Raw genomic sequence first — 19,613 nt, forward strand, 5'->3', positions numbered from 1 at the left:
CGATCTACCGTATCCGGGTCACACCGACAACTTGTCGCTCGTGGGTTCACTGGATTCCTTCGAATCTGCGAGCAGCGCAGTCAACTGCTCCCCCTCGACATCGACGTTCGGGACCAACCGGTCCAGCCATGAGGGGAACCACCATGCCCTCGAGCCCAACAGGGACATGACGGCCGGTACGACGGTCATACGAATCACGAAGGCGTCGAACAGAACCGCGAACGAGAGTCCGAGTCCGATCTGCATGATGAAGGCGTCGCCGCCGAAGATGAAGCCCGCGAAAACGGCGATCATGATCAGCGCCGCGGCCGTGACCACTCGCGCGCCCTGGTCGAAGCCCTTCACGACTGCTTCATCCGGTCCGTCACCGTGGACGAACGCTTCACGCATTCTGGTCACCAGGAACACCTGGTAGTCCATCGCCAACCCGAAGACGATGCCAATCATGAAGATGGGCAACATCGCCACAACTGATCCGGTTTGACCTTCGATTCCGAGAATGCCGGCGAACCAACCCCACTGGAAGATCGCGACCAGCACACCGAACGTCGCACCGATCGAGAGCAGAAATCCGAGAGTTGCCTTGAGCGGTACCAAGATCGAGCGGAACACCAGCATCAAAAGAATGAAGGCGAGGCCGACGACCAATGCGAGGTAGGGAACGAGGGCATCAGCCAGGCGGTCCGAGACGTCGATCGTCAACGCTGTCTGACCGGTGACCGACATCGTGGCTCCGGTCTCGTCGGTCAGTGATCCGGCGACCTCACGTATATCTGCGACGAGCGCCTTTGTTGCCTCGGTTTCCGGGCCACTCGAGGGAACCACCGTGATGACTGCTGTATCGCCGGCCTGATTGAGTGCTGGCGGCGTCACTGCCGCTACGTCGGGCAGAGCACCGAGCTTTTCCTGGGCGCCGCTCAATGCCGCTGCCGGATCTGCGGCGTCGGCAACGTCGACGACCACCATGAGCGGACCGCTGAACCCGGCACCGAACCCCTCGGATAGTCGGTCGGTAGCCCTGGCGGCAGTTGTGTCGGGCACTGGTGGGCTCGCCAAACTCAGGTTGATTCCGAATGTGGGGATCGCCAGCAATCCCAGCCCGAGGACTGACGCGAGCAAAACCGGAACTCGACGCCGGATCACGAACTTGGCCCATCGCGAGCCCGCCCCCTCCGACTGTTTCCGGTGTGTCAGTTCACCGCCGGACGCCAGCAGTCGACGATCAGACCGACTCATGACGCGCGACCCTGCAAATCCGAGTGTGGCGGGCAGCAGCGTCAGTGAAATCACCACTGCAACAGCAACTGCGAATGCTGCAGCCAGACCCATGCTCGTCAGGAACGGGATGTTCACGACGAACAGTCCTGCCAATGCGATGAGCACCGTCAACCCCGCGAACACTACGGCCGAACCCGCAGTCCCCGCTGCGCGGCCCGCAGCAATTTCTGGATCATGTCCGTCACGTAGTTCGGAGCGGTAGCGCGAGACGATGAAGAGCGAATAGTCGATCGCCACGGCGAGCCCCAGCATCATTGCCAGGACGGTTGTGCTCGAACCTAATTCGATGAAACCAGTTGCGATTGTGATCGTGCAGATCGCGATGCCGATGCCGATCAACGCGCTGATCAAGGGAAGCCCCGCCGCAACCAAGGAACCGAAGGTGACGGTCAGCACCACCGCGGCGATCGCGACTCCGATCACCTCTCCCATCGATTCGGCGCTGCTTTCCATCAGCACGTTGCCGGCAACATCGACTGCCAGCCCTGAATCCGCGGCGTCGTGGACGGCGGACTCGAGCAGTTCTTTCGAACTGTCCGGTAAGTCCATCGAGTCGGCGGTATAGGAGACCTGCATGTATCCGATCGTCCCAGTCGGCGACACTCCGCCGGAGGCATACGGATCCGATACCGCTGCAATCTCAGGATCCTTCCCGAGCGCAGAGACCAAGTCACTGACGGATTGTCGAATCGCCGGATCGGTGAGCGTCGTGCCCGCCGGAGATTCGAAGACGATGCGAGCACTGGCTCCGTCGGTGGACGATTGCGGAAATCTTTCAGCCAGAAGATCTTGCGCCGCTTGTGATTCGGTGCCCGGAATCGACAACGTATTGACGGTCGGACCGGACAGCGTTGCTGCGCCTACTCCGCCCGCCACCAGCAGGACGACCCAGAAGCCCACCATTGCCCAACGGCGCCGAAACGCGAGTCGCGAGAGTTTGTACAGGAATATCGACATGCGTGTCACTGTGCCGATACACGACCCCGTCGCACATCGTGCACAGGTAGGCAGTTCGACGTACTGCGCTCGCAGTAGGGCGGTGGTCCCCAGTGCTAGACGGGCCGGCCCAACTCCCTTGACCACGGCGGATCCGCCCCGGGACGTGACACGGTGACGGCTGCCGCGCGTGCGGCAAAGGTCAACGCGGCCGACCAATCTGCCTCGGTGAACGCACGCACAACAGCGACGTCGAGTGCGTCGTGACGATCAAGGTAGGCCAACAGGGCTCCGTGAACGGTATCGCCCGCACCGATCGTGTCCGCGACGTCGACCGCGGGCGCCGGCACCGAAACATCGAGTTCCTCGGTGATCAACCGCAACCCGTCACCACCACGGGTGAGCAGGACGGCGCCGACGCCTTCGTGGAGCCACTCGGCGCCGTCGACCCAACCCAACCACTTCGCGTCGTCGTCGCTCACTTTGAGAATATCGATGGCGGGCAACCACGAACGAAACCGTCGTCGATACGCGTCCGGGTCGGAGATCACCGCCGGACGAATGTTGGGGTCGACCATGGTGAGTCGACCGCGGGCGTGTGCTTCGTGCAGCAAAGCTTCGTAGGCAGAGGCCCCGGGCTCGAGCACCAGCGACAGCGTTCCGAACGAGAATGCCCGGGCAGAGGGAAGTTTCGGCAGCGCGAACTGTCGATCCGCCGTTCCCTCGAGGTAGAAGGAATACCGCGCACCTCCGTCCGCTGCAAGGTTCACGACGGCCAGAGTTGTCGGCTCGGGCCCACGTTCGACCCCAGTTGTGTCGACATTGGACGCGGCCAGCGAGTCGATCATCCGATCTCCGAAAGCGTCTGTGGACAAGCGAGAGACGAATCCCACGTCGGATCCGAGTCGACCCAGTGCAATCGCAACGTTGAACGGTCCACCGCCCAACTTGGGTGAGAAGTTCTCCCCCACCGGAACCAGATCAACCAGTCCCTCACCACACACCACGACGGATCGTTCGCGTGTATCACTCATCGGTAGACCCTAACCTTCTCACCAGTCGAAGATGGATGTGATGGGATTCAGCTACCCACACGCTCGCCCGTAGCCGGGTCGAAGAGGTGAACGAGGCCGTCCACCCGCTCGAAGCCCAGCGTCTGGCCGTACTGCAGCTTCGATCGACCGCCGGTGCGTGCAACGAGCGAGATCGGGTCGGCTTCGGTACCAGGCACGTGTGCGTAGATGTACGACTCGTTGCCCAGTTCCTCTACCAGGTCGATCTGAGCTGCGATTCCGTCTCCAGCGGCAACCACCTGGAATTGCTCGGGTCGAATTCCTACTGTGACCGAGTCCAGACCGGCCGCGGCGATTGCCGCCATCTGCTCGCGGTCCAGCGGAACCTCGACGTCACCGAAACGCACCCCACCCGAACTGACCGGCGCCGTTACCAAGTTCATACCTGGAGATCCGATGAAACCGGCAACAAAAGCATTGGCCGGCCGATCGTAAAGTTCGGTCGGAGAGGCGAATTGTTGCAACTTGCCGCCCTTGAGCACTGCCACTCGATCACCCATCGTCATCGCTTCCACCTGATCGTGCGTGACGTAGACGGTGGTGGTTCCGAGACGACGCTGCAACGCCGCGATCTGCGTGCGGGTCTGGACGCGTAGCTTTGCGTCGAGGTTGGAGAGCGGCTCGTCCATGCAGAACACTTGCGGTTCACGAACGATAGCTCGGCCCATGGCAACTCGCTGCCGTTGACCACCGGAAAGCTTGGCCGGCTTGCGGTCGAGATAGTCAGTCAGGTCAAGCAGTTTGGCCGCTTCGGCCACTTTCTTCTTACGCTCCTCGACGGGCACACCGCGCATCTTCAACGCGAACCCCATATTTTCCCCGACGGTTTTGTTGGGGTACAGCGCGTAATTCTGGAAGACCATTGCGATGTCGCGATCCTTGGACGGGACATCGGTCATGTCCTTGCCGTTGATGGTGATCGCGCCGGAATCGATGTCCTCGAGCCCTGCCAACATGCGCAGGGCCGTGGACTTTCCGGAACCTGACGGACCGACGAGCACGATGAACTCCCCGTCGTTGATGTCGAGATCGAGTGAATCGACAGCGAGGGTCCCGGCACCTTCGTAGATGCAAGACGCTTTCTGGTACGAGATTTCAGCCATGACGAACTCCTGAGAGGGTGAGGAGAATTATTTGATTGCACCGAAGGACAGGCCGCGCACCAGTTTGTTCTGGGCGAACCAACCGGCCAGGATGACGGGCAATGCCGCCATGGTCGCTGCCGCGGAGAGCCGAGCCCAGTACAGCCCCTCGCCGGTGATGAACCCGACCAGGAAGACCGGAATCGTCTGTGCTTGAACAGCTGTCAGGTTGACGGCGAAGAAGAATTCGTTCCACGAGAAGATCACGCAGATCAGCGCAGTCGCAGCAATTCCGGGCGAGATCAGCGGGAGGATCACCTCGCGAACCGAGGTCCACAAACTCGCGCCGTCCATGCTGGCAGCTTCGAGAAGTTCGCCGGGGACTTCGAGAAAGAACGAACGCATCATCCACACTGCGATCGGCAGATTCATCGATGTGTACAAGATGACCAGCGCCCAGATGTTGTCGAGCAACCCGATGTCGTTGACGATCACGTACAGCGGCACGATTGCAGCGACGACTGGGAGCATCTTGGTACTGATGAAAAAGAACAGAACGTCCTGAGTCTTGACTACCGGGCGAAGCGACAATGCAAACGCAGCCGGAACACCCAGTAGCAGAACAAGAATCGTCGACATGGCCGTCGCAAATGCGGAGTTTGCCAGCGTCGTGCCGAGACCGGAGTCGAGGACGGCACGGAACTGTTCGAGGGTGGGAGTGAAGAACAGCTTCGGCGGATCCGTGTAGGCGTCTGCCTCGGTCTTGAACGCGGTGAGGACCATCCAGAAGACCGGGAAGAAAAACCCGAGAGCGGCGATCCACGCCACAACCGACCACGGACTGAACTTGCTGCTCTTCTTTTTCTTGACGACGGGCTTGTCGGCCGTCGCGCTTGTCGTCTCTACGGCAGTCATCACGCCGCCTCCTCGTTGCCGGTGACGCTCTTGAAGATCAATCGGAGCGCAAGTGTCGACACGATGATCGTCGCGATCACTGTTACGACACCCATCGCCGCAGCTTGACCTACGTCGAAGCCGAGGAACGCGCGCTGGTAGATGTAGAACGGCAGGTTCGAGCTGGCCACGCCGGGCCCACCCGAGGTCATCATGTACACCGCGTCAAAGGTGTTCACGAGGTAGATCGCACCCAGAACTGCACCGAGTTCGATGAAGCGGCGCAGGTGCGGCAACGTCAGTTCGCGGAACATCGCAAACGGCTTGGCTCCGTCCACTCGTGCGGCTTCGAGAATGTCTCGGGGCATGGACTGCAAACCGGCCAGAATGAGCAGCATCATGAAGGGCGTCCACTGCCAGATCAGATTGATCATGACGGCGGCGAGCGGAAACTTACTGACCCAGTCGACCTGGCCGACGCCGAAAGGCTGGAGGACAAAGTTCACGATACCGAACACCGGGTCGAACATTGTTGTCTTCCACAGCAATGCGCCGGCGACGGGAGTGATGAGAAACGGCGTGATCAGCAGTGTCCGCACGATCCCCCGACCAAGGAATGCGCGGTCGAGTAGCAGCGCCAGCGCGAGTCCGAGGATCACGGAAACGATGACGGTTCCCACGATCATGATGACCGTGTTGACCGCGACTTCCCGAAACTGACTGTCCTTGAAAACCTCTATGTAGTTGTCGAACCCGTTGAAGTGCCGCGATCCCGGCCGGACTAGGTTCCACGACTGCGTCGAGTAGTAGAGGGTGAACAGAAACGGAATCTGGGTGACGACGATCGAGAAGATCAACGCCGGCAACAGGGGACCTCTACGACGCCAACCCTCGGCGCGGGAGATCTTCTTTTCGACCCGGACCGGTGGCGCGTCGTCCACCGTAGTTCTGGGCTCGGCAACCGTAGTCATCGGTTCTCCTGATAGGTCTTGCCGACCACCTCGGCATACTGCTGGGATTGTTCGAGTGCTTCTTTCACGCTCTTCTGACCCGCGATGGCCGCACTGATCTGCTGGCTGACGCGAGTGCCCAGGTCCTGAAACTCAGGGATGGTGAGGAACTGGACGCCGGTGTACGGAACCGGTTGCACTGTCGGGTTTTTCGGATCTGCATTGTTGATCGATTCGAGGGTGATCGGACCGAATGCCTGTGCGGCCTCTTGATATTCCGGAATCTCGTAGGTCGATAGGCGACTTCCCGGAGGAACTCTCGACCAGCCGAGTTCGGTTCCGACCTTCTGGATGTAGTCCTTGTTCGTCATCCAGGAAATGAACTTCCAGGCGTCATCTTTGTTCTTTGCCGACTCCGGGATTCCGAGCGCCCACGTGTAGAGCCAACCAGGATCGGACTTCTCGACTTTCGGGGCCTTCGCATATCCGATGTTGCCGACTACCTTCGACGACGCAGGGTCCTCGAGAACCGACACAGCCGACGTCGCGTCGTACCACATCGCCGTGTTGCCTTGCGCGAATTGTGTTGCACATTCACCGAATCCGCTTGTGGCAGGACCCGGCTGACCGTGCTCCTTGACCGTGTCCACGTAGAACTGAACCGCATCCTCGACCTGCGGACTGGTCAGCTGCGCATTCCAATTCTCGTCGTACCAGCGTCCACCGAAGGTGTTGATCACGGTGTTCAGCGGTGCGAGTACCTCACCCCAGCCAGGCTTTCCGCGCAAGCAGATTCCCGCCATCTTGGCGTCCGGGTTGTCGAACTGTGCTGCCCAACCTGCAACTTCTTGCCACGTCGGGTCTTCGGGAACTGTAATCCCCGCCTGATCGAACAGATCCTTGCGGTACATCAGGAACGACGACTCCCCGTAGAAGGGGACCGCGTACATACTGTCCTCGTACGACAGAGAAGTCTTGATCGACGGTACGAAGTCGTCCTCGTCGTAACCGGGCGTCGTGTCTGCATAGTCGGACAGGTTCGTGAGCCAACCGTTGGCGGCCCACTGAGGTGTCTCGTAGTTGCTGATCATCACGACGTCGAACTCACCGCCGCCGGTTGCCGTCGACGCCGTGATCTTGGCGCGCGCCTGGTTCTCGGAAAGGCTGACGAATTTGAGGTCGATGCCAGGGTTCTCGGCTTCGAAAGCCGGCGCCAGTTTGATGGCGTCCTGCATCTGCGAGTTCGACACCATCGCGATGGTGACTGTTCGTTCGCCGGAACCACCGAGCGCACCAGCGCCCGCACATCCCGACACCAGGAGGCAGAGCGCCGCCGCGGCAGCGCCCCACACTCGTCTTCCTGTTTTCACGGATTACCTTCCTTCACACTTGCGTGTCAGTCGCGCGCTCGGACCGCGAAACTCGTGAGATCGCTAGCCTTCGAGCAGCCACTGGGCGCACTCGACGTCGGTGACGAGTACGTTTGCCAAACCTCCGCGCAATGCGCCCAGAACGGCCTGGCGTTTGTGTGTTCCTCCCGAAATCAGAATCGTCTGATCGCAGGATTTCACTGCGTCGAGCGATACGGAGACCGTTCGCTCAGGTAGTGGCCCCTCCACTGGATTGCCGTCGACCGAGTAGAAACGGCCGCCGATTTCACCGACAGCGCCTCGACTTTCCAACTCGTCCAGCATGGTCGAGTCGACGAAGCTACCGGCAAACAAGGTCGTCGCGGTCGAGACGGCACCGACTCCGAAAACCATGATGTCGGAATCAGTTCCGGCTTGCAGCGCCTTCGAGATCACCGAGTCGTTTCGCATCGACTCCACGGTCGCCGGGTCGGCATACAGCGGAGCGTTGAGACGAATAGGATTGGCCTGCAACTGTTGTGCACATCGGCCGATGGTGAAGTCGACACCGGTTTGGTAGTCGGTCACCGTCATGGAGCCGTCAAGTTGTACCACAGCCGAGCACTTCGCGGCCTTGTCCGGCAAAGATCCTGCTACCGCAACGGTTTCCGGACCCCAGGTAAACCCGAGAACGCTCGAAGGCTGCAGACGACGAACCAGAACTTCCGCTGCTCGTCGACCGAGTGCGTCGAAGTCCGGGTCGTCCGCATCCGAAATCGCTTCGGGGACGATCAACACTTCGGCCAACCCGAAGTGCTTCTCCAGCTTCGATTCCAACTCCGTGTTCACCGAACCTTCGAGCTCCGGCGGTACCAAAATCTCGACCCTGACCAAACCTTGCGTCCGCGCCCTGGCCAACAGTCGCCCGGCTGTCGGCCGCGAGACGCCCAATTTCGCTGCAATCTCCGCCTGAGTGGCGCCTTCGAGGTGATACATCGTCGCCGCCCGCAAGGCGAGCCGCACATCCTCGGAAGCGGGCAACTTCGACGACTTGAGTCCTGTGGGCTGAGCCGACTGGTTCACACGGTCTCCTTGTGCATCAGGTTCAAAGTTTCTCGATCGTGAGCAAATGCTCACTAGATGTTCTTATGCTCATTAAGCTAACATCTACGTTGTGACCCACACAACAGTTTCCGGAGAATCCGTCGATCTACCTGCGACAATTCGGGCAAATGTCCTCGTCGAGACCGGAAAGATGCAGATGGTCGAGAGACCACGACCGTCCCCGAAGGCGGGTGAAGTCCTCGTTCGCATCCATGCCGTGGGCGTGTGCGGGTCGGACGCGCACTACTTTCACGAAGGTCGCATCGGCCCTTACGTAGTCAACTCACCGCTCGTTCTCGGACACGAAGCATCGGGACGCATCGCCGCGGTCGGTGACGGCGTCGACCCAACACGCATCGGGCAGCGTGTCTCCATCGAGCCTCAGAAGCCCGATCCGACAAGTCCCGAATCCAAGGCAGGCAGATACAACCTCTGCCCTCATATGGAGTTCTTCGCGACGCCGCCGATCGACGGTGCGCTGACCGACTACGTCACGATCGGTGCCGACTTCGCCCATCCCATCGCAGATTCCGTGTCCTACGAGGCAGCTGCGCTGTTCGAGCCACTCTCCGTAGGGATCGCCTCAGCCCAGAAGGCGGGGATCACTGCCGGCTCTCGGGTGTTGATCGCCGGCGCCGGCCCGGTAGGAATCGTGACGACGCAGGTGGCCAAGGCATTCGGCGCGACGGAAGTCATCGTCTCGGACATCGATGCGGCCCGACGTGATGTGGCACTGAAATTCGGCGCAACAACCGTCGTTGATCCACGTGAGAGCGACGTACGCTCGCTGGCCGTCGACGCATTCATCGACGCCTCGGGTGCCACGGCCGCGGTGATCGACGGGATTCACGCAGTTCGGCCCGCTGGGACCGTCGTTCTGGTCGGAATGGGTGCCGACGAGATACCGTTGCCGGTCCCGATCATTCAGAATCGCGAACTGATGCTGACCGGAGTGTTCCGGTACGCCAACACGTGGCCGATCGCCGCCGCATTGGTCGCTGCCGGGCGCGTCGATCTGGACTCGATGGTCACAGCACGCTTTTCACTCGAACAGTCGCAAGAGGCCCTGGTGGCCGATTGCATTCTCGGCAGCATCAAAGCCGTAGTCATCGTCGCCGAAGGAGACTAGTACTTTCATGGAACTCAATACGAAGACCCTGTTCGACTTCGATGCTGCACTCGAAGTGCCGAACTACGACCGGAGCAAAGTCACTACTGGCATAGTGCATTTCGGTGTCGGAGGCTTTCACCGTGCACACCAGGCCATGTACATCGATGATCTCCTGCGACGCGGTGAGGGCTTCGACTGGGGAATCTGCGGAGTGGGAGTGATGCCGTCGGACAAGCGGATGAAAGACGCTCTCCGCGCGCAGGACTGCCTCTACACGCTGGCGCTCAAGCATTCTGACGGAACCCTCGAGGCCCGGGTCATCGGGTCGATCGTCGAGTACCTGTTCGCTCCGGAGGATCCGGAGGCGGTGATCGAAAAGATGGCATCCGAATCGACGAAAATCGTATCTCTCACCATCACCGAGGGCGGATACAACATCTCGCACACTACGGGTGAGTTCGACGCGTCCGATCCCGCTGTAATGCACGATCTCGAGCCGGGAACACTCCCCCACACCACCTTCGGTCTGATTTGTGCGGCACTCGCACTCCGTCGCGACCGGGGCCTCGCCCCGTTCACGATCATGAGTTGCGACAACATCGAAGGCAACGGATCGGTCGCCAGGACGGCAGTCGGAGCGTTCGCCGCCCTGAAGGATCCCGAACTTGCGGAGTGGATCGACGAGAACGGCGCCTTCCCCAACTCCATGGTCGACCGGATCACACCCGTCACGACAGCCGAGGTGACCACCGAGATCGCCGAGACGTTTGGCGTGGAAGATCAGTGGCCGGTCGCGGCTGAGCCGTTCACCGCGTGGTTCCTCGAGGACGAGTTCACCTCAGGCAGGCCACCTCTGGAGAATGCCGGCGTCAATCTCGTGCCGGATGTTCGCCCGTACGAACTGATGAAACTGCGCCTTCTCAATGCCGGCCATCAAGGCATCGCGTACTTCGGCTACCTTGCCGGATACCGCCTGGTCCACGAGGCATGCCAGGACGAACTCTTGTCGGGGTTCCTGCTCGACTACATGAATCTCGAAGCGACGCCGACCCTTGACCCGGTACCCGGCGTCGACCTCGATCAGTACAAGAAGACCCTCATCGAAAGATTCTCGAACCCCCAGATCCGCGACACGATTGCACGTCTGTGTGCCGAGTCGTCCGATCGAATTCCCAAGTGGCTGTTGCCCGTCATCCGGAACCAACTCGACACCGGTGGGTCGATCAACCTGTCCACCGCAATTGTCGCTAGCTGGGCCCGCTACGCCGAGGGCACAGACGAGAACGGAGATCCCATCACCGTCGTCGATCAGCTGTCGGACACTCTGGTGCCGCTCGCCCAGAAACAGTCGAGCGACCCGTTGGCCTTCATCGGGTACCGCCAAGTGTTCGGCGATCTCGTGGACGATCGCCGATTTGTCGCTAGCTTCCGAAAGACCCTCGACTCATTGCACTCCGTCGGAGCCAGAAGAACCCTCGAGGAGGTGCGCGGGCTCTGACTACACCGAGACGTCGTGCAGGTGATGGATCGGATCGTGAATGAAGTAGGCCGCCAACGATTCGACGGTGAACGCCGATCCGTCACTGCGGAGACCCCGTCGTTGGCGGCTACCCTCTGGCACGGTTTCGAAGGCATTCGCGACCTCCGCCGCGGCGTCGGACAATTCCGATGCCACCTTTGCCGGATCTTGGTCGTTGTACCGCTCGGCCTCGGCTGTTGCGTCCTGATCCCAGTTCTCGAATCGCGGATCGTCGAATTCGAGCATCTGTTCCAACCGCACCTTGAAGATCCGGAACACGTCGCGTACGTGGGCGGAATACTCCAGCGCTGACCATGTTTCGCTGTCCGGCCGCTCCGTCACATTCTCGCGCTCCAGTACCTCGGCCCACGAGACGGCATTGCTACGCACAAGATCTGGAACATCCGCGAACGCCACAGCGGACGAATCAAACCCGCACTCGGCGCATGGGCGTTCGAGGACCCAGGTCCAGTTCTTTGTATCCGGGGTGATCGGCATGGATCGAGAATAGTCCGCCAGGGCGGGGTCAGTCTGCTTCGATTGGCCGATGAAGCGAATCATGATCGCTATTGCGACTCCATTCGTGCTGATGCTTACTTCGTGTGGCGGGGACGTGGGCGACGCGGAACCCCACGAACTCGCCTTCACATGCGACGACGCACATGCGTACCTCGAAGTTTTCGGGACGGTCGAGGCGGCGTTGGCCCGGCTACAGAGCCCTGGATGGAACGATGTCCCTGAACTCGTGGGTTCCGCCAGCGCCTGGGCAGCGTTCACACCACAACAGCAGACTGCGATAGTCAATTCACTTCATGCGGCTTCCCGAGGTGAATGTTGATCCGTATTTCGGTGCCGGTATCCGGCATCTGACTCCGTCGACAAGATTTGCCGGTCGATACTCGGATCGGCCGAAGAACTGGACATACTCCGACTGATTCCACGTCGCCGATCGATCGAATCCGCGATGACATGAGCGGACCGCACGACGACTGGAGAGGATTCGACGCTGAGGCGCGTGAGCGCACCAAGAAGCCTTCGAAGCAGCGGAATCGGGATCGTGCGACTGAGCAACGCCGGAGGCCTGATTCGCCGGTCGCACAACAGAATTACAAACGACGACGTAACTACGTCATTCCGTTCGTGACAAAATACTCGTTCGTCGGCGACGGACCGATCACTTCGATTTCCTCGACGGGTCTCGTCGCCCCTCACGTGAAGGGCGTCGAGTCGACATGTACCCCTTCCGAACGCAGTAAATGCTCGGCCGCACAAATCAACAGGGAAAGGGATTCGTACGAGAGTCCCTCGATCGCATGCATCAGCCTGTCAGGCGCCGGAATCGACCGGTCGCCCGGCGAACCCTCGGATCTCCGCACAGAAAGCACGGTCGAGAGTTCTCGTTGATTCACCACCTGACCTGCGCTGTTCGCTCGCTCGAACATGGCATTCAGCCGCTGGACCAGTTCCTCACCTTCAGCTGATCGAATAGTGTTGCCGAACAGCCTGTTTCCATGATCGGCTTCGACACCAGGCCCGATCGAGTTCTTGATTGTCACAGTATGTTCTCCGTTACGTTGGTCTGTCGGGTTGATCAGGGGTGCGACCCGGCGCAATTCGCAGAGCCTTTATCCGTGCCGCCCAACGGCGTCGCGTCCATCGACAGCAGACGAATCTCCCCCGGCGCCCATCGGCTTCCGGTAGCGAGACCTTGAAGTTGCTGTTCACTTGCAGTTCGTCGTTACACTTTAACAATAGTTGTAACGCATCGACAAGTGTTTTGTTCCGATTGCCCGGTTTTGCACCCGATCGAGGCAACTACTGAGCTCTCGCGGGCTGCGGATTCTGCAATTCACGAAGCTCGGCAAAATGGATCCGACGCAGACAAGGACGGCGAGACAGCCCTCGTTGGCTCTCGTTTCCAGTGATCGAGCATGAAGTCCTCAATGGTGATGACCCAAGTCCGACAGCGCTTTTCAGACAGGGAAAGGGCCCCGCAGTTGCGGGGCCCACTATCGTTGCCGTTCCTTGCGTAGAGTCGTTTCCGACAGTCGGCTGCCGGTCAGCGCGTCAACATTTGGGTGCAGCCGAGCCGCGGGGGGACGGCTCGACTGCCTTGTACCTACACCGGTAGGCACGTCTAAAGCGTGACACTTCTGCACGTCGAGCACATACGCTGAAATACCCGGATAGGTACCTACTTTTCCTTCACGTCCGGCACGTCGCTCGCTCGGTCGCGCCCAATTGCACTGCGCTCCCGATACTTGTCGAGGATTGGGTATCCGGATCCGAGACTTTCACCTCGTCCGAGATCGACGATCGCGGTACGACATTTACTTGTGTAGCCACGAAGGATCAACTCAGCCGTACCCGCATGCGCGTTGCGTGCGATTCAATACCAACTACGTGTGGGCAACTGCACCAACTACCTGTGGGCAACTGCCCTGTTGATTGCACTCTGCGCACTTGTCGCCGTTGCGATCGTCGGCAGCATGACTTTCGACAAAAGTCATTGGGTCTGACCTGCGGGCTCACGGCAACTGAATGTGGGGCGGGCGGGGCTCGAACCCGCGACCAATGGATTCTCGATACATTGGTCGCGTCAAGTCTCAATCAATCGCGACAGTCATACTCCGCCAGTTGGATTGGCCGAAACTTATCACTCGTCGACTCTCGTTAGATCGCGTCGTATCTCACTCATAAACCATGAATAAACGATGGATCTGACCGTAGCCATTCGCCCCTTTTTCGGTGCACGCCGCAAAAGGGCGCGCACTACTGCGCCCCCAAGGATGGTCACTAGTGACAGGCCTACTCACTTTGCGGGATCCCACAGAGTTTCCGCCGGCAAGCCCGCTCACTAGTGAGCGACCTGACAGCGAGGGGACGCGCAATGTGTCAGTCGTAGTCATTTTGACCACGCGTAGTCATCCGCATTCCCGGGGGTCAAATTTATAGACCCTCCCTATGCAACCTCGATCGATCCTGCTGCCACCCGCTCCGCAAAGTAACTCTTCTCTCTCCACGCACTTTTTGGGCCGGAACTCGGCAAAAGCCCAGGAGCCGGGACTCGAACCGACCCTGTATCCCGTACCCGGTCAGCGGCTGTATGCAAAGCGCCCTTCCGTGTGGATCGATCGAGGGGGTATGGGCAGGGGTGGATCATAGACACCCCTGGGTTGTCCTTGTAGGCACGAAAGAGCCCCGACCCTGGGATTGGGTCGGGGCTCTCGTTGGTGGTTGTTTAGCCGCCGGCGGTGATGTTGATCCTCACGATTCCGAGGGGCTGGGGGAACCCGAATCCGACACGCATCGTTGCTCGGATGGCGGTGCGGTCGCTGGTGTAGAACGCGCTGGCGTCCGTTGTCACCGAGGTGTCGTTGCGGATGGCGACGAAGCTGCGGGACTGCGGGATCGCCCAGACGGTGCCGGCGGGTACTGCGGGTGAGACGAGCAGCGGTACACCGAGGATTGTTCGTGCGGTCGGAGCGGTGGCGTCGAGCCCAAGCAGAGGCTCGTTGCTTCCGGTCTGCTTCTTCACCTTCGCGAGGAGTAGTGCATCGGCAGGGTTGGCGACGAAGTTCGTGATCACCACGCCTTTTGTCTCCGCGGCTGCGATGGCTTCAGCAAAGGGATCGGTGTTGGTCCAGGCTGCGCCAGCATTGACAGTGGTTGTGGTGATCGATGCCAGACCCTTGGCTGCGGGCGCTGCGAGGTTCCCGAAGTATGCGGTGTCGAGCTTAGTTTGGATGTCTCGAACCAATCCGTCGCCGACTACCTGGAGCGCGGCGGGGGAAGAGTCTGCAGCGAGCTCGTTGGAGATGACAACGAGGCCGGCGAGCTTGCTGGGGACGACTTCGATCTCGCCGAGGTCGGACTCGCTGACCGGGATCTCGGCGCCTTCGGCTACCCAGCCGGCAGACGGGTCTTCGAGCACGGAAGGTAGACGGAGTCCGTGTGTGCCGACGTTGACGACGGTCGAGACGCGGGTTGCGATTGCGAGATTCTGCAGAGGCTGAATGAGTAGTGCGTTCACCTGATCGGGGGTGAGGATAGATGTAACGCCAGCGGTTGAAGTAAGCATGGTGATTCCTATTCGTGGAATGACAAAACAGAGGATGTGTTTTGGTCGGTTCCACCAGGGAATCTCGCGACCGAATCGGCTCCGAGGCCAGAAGGGGAGCAGTGAATATCACTGCTCCCCTTCATCTTACCGCTTGCCTGGAGGAATTACCTGTCCTGGATGTCTTTCGAGTGAATCTTGCCGGCATTGAGAACACTGCTCCACGTGGGTGGCGCTTCGCGTGGATAGTTCGTAGGCGTTGCTCCGGGCCTCAATGTCTCCACTGGGCGATTGCTCGGCGGGGCCGCGGCCTGTTGATTACCGAGAGCCCAGTGTGGGCGTTGCTGCGCAATGTCATTGACGTGCGCACTGACTCGCTCGTGGTCGATGTTGCCATTCTCTCCGAGGAAGTCGTTCGGTGTCACCTCTCCGAGCCAGAGATCTTTGGGGTCGGCGAGGACGGTTGCTGCAATGCGTTCGATCTCGCTGCGCCGGAATGACTCCACTTGTGCGTTGAGGGTGCCGAGTTGGTCCTCGGCGGTCTTGGCGCGCTCACGTAGGTTCTTGTTCTCGCTGCGGAGTTTTCGGACGTGTGCGAGGTCGGCGGGGTCTTCACGCTCGATCTCGTTTTCCTGCTGCGCGGTGGGAGTGATCGCGTCGGCGAGGTCAGCGGGTGTGGGGTTCTGCGGTTCGAGTGCTGCGGGTGTGGTCATGGTTCGGTTGCTCCTAAGTCAGTGAGTCCGTGAAGGGTTGGTCAGTTGTCGAGGGCTGGCCAGGTGCGTTGTCGCACTCCGGCAGTGAGATAACAGACGGTGGTGTCGAGGTCGTCGGGTATCTCGTATCCGAGGTGGACCAACAGGGTTCGCTCGGTCGGTGTTGCCGGTCGCTGCCAGGGTGTTCCTCCGCTCAGGGTCTTCGAGGTTTCGTGGTCTGCGGCCTGGGTGGTGTCTTCGGCGTTGCGGAGTTCGCGGGGTAGGTGCTCGAATGTCAGCCATCCTCTCGGGTCTGGTTGTGGGAGTTGGCCGCCGATGGTCTCGGTCATGTCAGTGCAGCTTCTTCTCGAGCGCGGCCTGCTTGTGGGCGAGTGCGTCAGACCGCAACCGGTTCGCTGTCAGGGGGTGCTGAAGGTAGGGCTTGAGGAGTTCCGCCGCTCCGATGAGGAGGTTCTGGTATCGCTCGGGATCTGCGGAGAGTTCGAGCCAGCCGGGGCGGGCGTGCTGGTCGTCGTCGAAGTAGTCGGCCAACCATTCGGCGAGCTTCGCCGTTTCGGAGTCGGTGGGCAGGAACTTCTCGAGCAGCTCGGGACGTTCGGGAGCGTCAGCCCATTCTGCCGGATAGTTGGTGTCTTCGGAATCGTTGTCGTGCATGGCGTTCTCCTTCAGTTGGGGTAGTGCTTCGATGGTGTCGACGATGGCGTCGGCGAGTTCGAGGGCTTCGGTTTTGCTGAGCTGGTAGGTGACCCCGCCCATGTCGATGTCGATGCGGGACCTTTTCACGTAGGCCCGCACTCGTGGGGCACCAACCGGGGTGGGCTGGATTCTCATCAGCTGTCCTTTCTGTGGGCTGGGCACCGGGCGCTCGGATGGTGCGTCAGGTGCGGGCATTCAGGGTGAGTGTGAGTGCATCAGGGCACTCGGTCAGATGCGGGCAGCGACCGCACAGCCCGCGTGCATAGTTCTTGTCTTCGTCGGTCGCCCTACCGTCCACGAGCGCATCGAACAGCTCCGCATGTGTCCGGCAGCGAGCCTCGGGGAGATTCGGCCGTCCAGTGAGAATCTCGGCCAGCAGAGATACCGTCCCCGGCTCCCTCCGAGACCCCGAGCGAGTCCTCTGCGCTTTCTCGGGAACTGTATTGCGTTCTGTCATCACGTCATCCCTCTCGACGACAGTGGTCACCACGGGTAGTCCGGCTCGTGCACGGCGCACACGACACCCCATGCGGACACGCGGTTACGGCACTCGTCTCCAGTTTTGGTGGGGGCACCGCAGTACGGCTTCGGTGGTGCCGGCGCAGTCGTGACTGGGGCGCTTCTATCGCACTGCGGCCCAGTCCTTGGGATGTAGACGGCGGAGAGACCGAACTTCAATGTCTTGGTTTCGTTCATGCCGACTCCTGTTCATGGGATGGATCGAGGCACCATTCAGTGGCGATGGAGTTGCCTCGCTTTTGGACATACGCGGCGCGGGCTGCCGACTTGAGAGAGGTGCGCTCAGGCCCGTTCGGGTCAGCCTGTGCTGCGGCATGGACATCACTCGCGCGGACCCATCCACCGTGTGCTCGCAAAAAGTCCAGGAGCCACTGCGGGGCGGATATCCACGTATCCGTGGCTTCCTCACCGATGTTCCACAGTGCGGTACCGTCTGCCCGTTTCTCGGCGGTGCCTACGAGGGTGGACTTGCTGGCGACCTTGCGGAGATTTTGGAGGTTCCATCCGGCATCCTGACCGGCTGTGTATACCGCGTCGCTGTCTACGGTCGTGTGTCCGTTTTCGATGAGTCCTCGGATGTGTCGTTCAAACCATTCCCGACATGTCGGGTCGGAAACCGCATGCAAAGGAGTCTTGGCGTTCGCTGCCGTGGCCGCTTTCTTCCCGCCCATACCCTGAGAGGGCGTAACAGCCGTAACAGCCGTAACAGTGCTGGTAGAAGGCGTGTTTTGTGTGACGGGGGGTGTTACGGGTGCCGTCACACTCTTCGGGGGCGTAACAGGTGCCGTCACACTTTTGGGTGCTTTGACCTGGGGTGTTACGGGCGTTACGGGTGTTACGGGCTGTGAGGGTATGGTCGGGGACTCCGGCTCGGACTGGGCCTGATCCTGCTCATCGTCCGGGCGCAGATTCCTCTCCCAGGCTTCGGCCAGCCCACCCTCCCCAGTGACGACGTAGCCCTTGGCTGTGACACCGCCTGGCTGTCGGATCGTCTTCGGCCGGACATCGAACGGGCGGAGGAAATTTGCCAACGCTGCCTGATTCAGAAACGATCCTCGGATGTCATTCCACGGTGCGTCGGGGATGGCCACGAGTGCCGCCACAAGGTCAGCGGACGCCATCTTCTCGTTGCTGCCGAAGATGATTTTGATGTCAGAGAGGAGGTCGATACCGATCGGGCGGGCGTACCCGGACTTGGCGAACACGAAGTGCTTGCACGCCTCCCTGGCACGCTTCGGCCACTCCCCTCCGGCCAGGTCTGCGATTACCAGTAGCGGCTCCCACACTTCCGCTGCCCGATCTTCGACGCCTGTGGGCATCCTCGGCCGCGCTGCCCGAACTTGTTCACGAATCGGTTCGAGCCATTCCTCGAGGCTGTCGCGAAGCGGCTGCGCTTCCTCGGAGACGTCACGGCGATAGAACGGGGAGACCGTCTCGGAGGGTTTGCGTTTCTTCATGCGGAAGTGAATCGACCTGGATCTCACAGCCTCGGGGACATTGGAGTGCAAACCAGCCAGTGCCATCGGCGCGTACGCGTCGAGCTCCACTACGTCGATGTCCATCCCTTGCCCGACGCACCTCGGGACGCGGGCACCGTTCTTGTACCCGGCATTGACCACGGCGGTGACATCCTCGGATCCGGCACCGCCGTTCTTGTTGTAGAGGGTGTCGATTTCGTCCATCAGGATCGTCCGACCACCCTTGTCGATGGTGCGGATCAGCGCGGCAGGTGAAGCGGAGAACGCCATCAGCGGGCTACGGGCGGTCTCGTCGAGCAACTCCAAGGTGCGGGTCTTGCCGCACGCCGGAACTGCCGAGTCGAGAAACAGTCGAGGGGAGGTGTCAAACTCCTCGTACACGTAACTGTGTGCGACCCACAGGACTAGGACTACGTAGTGGTGCTCGGTGGGATAGACCGCGTACTTGCGGTAGAACGTCACCAGCGCTTCGAGGAGCACACTCACCTCGTCGGCGGTCATCCGACCCTCCTTCCAGCGGTTCGCTGAGCCGATCTCAGGCATGTTTCGAACTCTCCCTCGGTCAAACCTGTGGACAGTGCTGCATCGCGGATCTCAGGCACAACCGAACTGCTCCCACGTTCGAGAGCACGGCACAAAGCCCAGAACGTAATTTGATTTCTGCCACCACCGACAGCCTCGGCAACCTTGCGCACCAAGCCATCCGAGCGCCGTTCCGGATTCACGGTGACCGGTGACGGCTTGTAGACGGGTGGGGTCACAAGAGGGAGCAGCTCTTGTGGCAACGGTGCGATCGGATGGTCGCGTTCGATCCGGTACAGCTTCCCGGTATCCGGGTGAACCGAGCCGGG

At 60.5% G+C, this 19,613-nt stretch carries 17 protein-coding genes and 1 pseudogene; 2 read left to right on the forward strand and 16 right to left on the reverse strand.

Translation table 11 applies throughout. From position 1 onward, the window contains the following. Nucleotides 1-18: 18 nt before the first annotated feature. The 7 genes from V3587_RS20010 to V3587_RS20040 form a co-directional block, all read right to left on the reverse strand. Nucleotides 19-2,235, reverse strand: a complete 2,217-nt coding sequence (locus V3587_RS20010; protein ID WP_058039427.1) for an MMPL family transporter — start codon at nt 2,233-2,235, stop codon at nt 19-21. A 95-nt stretch (nt 2,236-2,330) separates the two neighbouring features. Further along, complete coding sequence (locus V3587_RS20015) at nt 2,331-3,248, reverse strand: carbohydrate kinase family protein (RefSeq protein WP_058039426.1); 918 nt, start codon at nt 3,246-3,248, stop codon at nt 2,331-2,333. A 47-nt stretch (nt 3,249-3,295) separates the two neighbouring features. Beyond that, nucleotides 3,296-4,390: an ABC transporter ATP-binding protein gene (locus V3587_RS20020; RefSeq protein WP_283377224.1), complete on the reverse strand. Its 1,095-nt coding sequence runs from the start codon at nt 4,388-4,390 to the stop codon at nt 3,296-3,298. Between the two features lie 27 nt (nt 4,391-4,417). Beyond that, complete coding sequence (locus V3587_RS20025; protein ID WP_165638834.1) at nt 4,418-5,284, reverse strand: carbohydrate ABC transporter permease; 867 nt, start codon at nt 5,282-5,284, stop codon at nt 4,418-4,420. Further along, the gene (locus tag V3587_RS20030) at nt 5,284-6,234 is read right to left on the reverse strand and encodes a carbohydrate ABC transporter permease (RefSeq protein ID WP_283377225.1); all 951 of its coding nucleotides are present in this window, start codon (nt 6,232-6,234) and stop codon (nt 5,284-5,286) included. The genes V3587_RS20025 and V3587_RS20030 overlap by 1 nt, the downstream gene beginning before the upstream one ends. Continuing rightward, complete coding sequence (locus V3587_RS20035) at nt 6,231-7,583, reverse strand: ABC transporter substrate-binding protein (RefSeq protein ID WP_030536581.1); 1,353 nt, start codon at nt 7,581-7,583, stop codon at nt 6,231-6,233. The genes V3587_RS20030 and V3587_RS20035 overlap by 4 nt, the downstream gene beginning before the upstream one ends. A gap of 63 nt (nt 7,584-7,646) precedes the next feature. Beyond that, nucleotides 7,647-8,645 carry a sugar-binding transcriptional regulator gene (locus tag V3587_RS20040; RefSeq protein ID WP_054781980.1) on the reverse strand — a complete coding sequence of 333 codons (999 nt, stop codon included), beginning with the start codon at nt 8,643-8,645 and terminating at the stop codon, nt 7,647-7,649. A gap of 139 nt (nt 8,646-8,784) precedes the next feature. Here V3587_RS20040 and V3587_RS20045 point away from each other — a divergent pair, with 139 nt between their 5' ends. After that, nucleotides 8,785-9,795: an NAD(P)-dependent alcohol dehydrogenase gene (locus tag V3587_RS20045; RefSeq protein ID WP_228402289.1), complete on the forward strand. Its 1,011-nt coding sequence runs from the start codon at nt 8,785-8,787 to the stop codon at nt 9,793-9,795. A gap of 7 nt (nt 9,796-9,802) precedes the next feature. Next, nucleotides 9,803-11,275, forward strand: coding sequence for a mannitol dehydrogenase family protein (locus tag V3587_RS20050; RefSeq protein ID WP_064113217.1), 1,473 nt, complete (start codon nt 9,803-9,805; stop codon nt 11,273-11,275). Here V3587_RS20050 and V3587_RS20055 read toward each other — a convergent pair whose 3' ends face one another. The 9 genes and pseudogenes from V3587_RS20055 to V3587_RS20095 form a co-directional block, all read right to left on the reverse strand. After that, entirely contained in the window at nt 11,276-11,794 is a 519-nt protein-coding gene (locus tag V3587_RS20055) for a DinB family protein (RefSeq protein WP_030536585.1), read from the reverse strand. A 710-nt stretch (nt 11,795-12,504) separates the two neighbouring features. Then, the gene (locus V3587_RS20060) at nt 12,505-12,909 is read right to left on the reverse strand and encodes a hypothetical protein (protein WP_283377226.1); all 405 of its coding nucleotides are present in this window, start codon (nt 12,907-12,909) and stop codon (nt 12,505-12,507) included. A gap of 1,628 nt (nt 12,910-14,537) precedes the next feature. Beyond that, nucleotides 14,538-15,377 (reverse strand): phage major capsid protein, encoded by an 840-nt coding sequence (locus V3587_RS20065; protein ID WP_166502400.1) that lies wholly within the window; start codon nt 15,375-15,377, stop codon nt 14,538-14,540. Between the two features lie 146 nt (nt 15,378-15,523). Next, entirely contained in the window at nt 15,524-16,069 is a 546-nt protein-coding gene (locus tag V3587_RS20070) for a hypothetical protein (RefSeq protein WP_283377227.1), read from the reverse strand. Between the two features lie 41 nt (nt 16,070-16,110). After that, nucleotides 16,111-16,398 carry a hypothetical protein gene (locus V3587_RS20075; RefSeq protein ID WP_283377228.1) on the reverse strand — a complete coding sequence of 96 codons (288 nt, stop codon included), beginning with the start codon at nt 16,396-16,398 and terminating at the stop codon, nt 16,111-16,113. Between the two features lies 1 nt (nt 16,399). Beyond that, entirely contained in the window at nt 16,400-16,900 is a 501-nt protein-coding gene (locus tag V3587_RS20080) for a hypothetical protein (RefSeq protein ID WP_283377229.1), read from the reverse strand. Nucleotides 16,901-16,946: 46 nt separating this feature from the next. After that, a complete protein-coding gene (locus tag V3587_RS20085; protein ID WP_283377230.1) occupies nt 16,947-17,222 on the reverse strand; it encodes a hypothetical protein in 276 nt (91 codons plus the stop codon). Between the two features lie 235 nt (nt 17,223-17,457). Next, on the reverse strand, nt 17,458-19,263 hold the full coding sequence (locus V3587_RS20090) for a DUF3631 domain-containing protein (protein WP_283377231.1): 1,806 nt from the start codon (nt 19,261-19,263) through the stop codon (nt 17,458-17,460). Continuing rightward, nucleotides 19,260-19,613, reverse strand: a pseudogene (locus V3587_RS20095) (bifunctional DNA primase/polymerase); the annotation flags it as partial. The pseudogene V3587_RS20095 and the gene V3587_RS20090, both read right to left, overlap by 4 nt.

This window comes from Rhodococcus sp. IEGM 1306, from assembly GCF_036541985.1.
In the GTDB taxonomy this organism is placed as follows: domain Bacteria; phylum Actinomycetota; class Actinomycetes; order Mycobacteriales; family Mycobacteriaceae; genus Rhodococcus_F; species Rhodococcus_F qingshengii.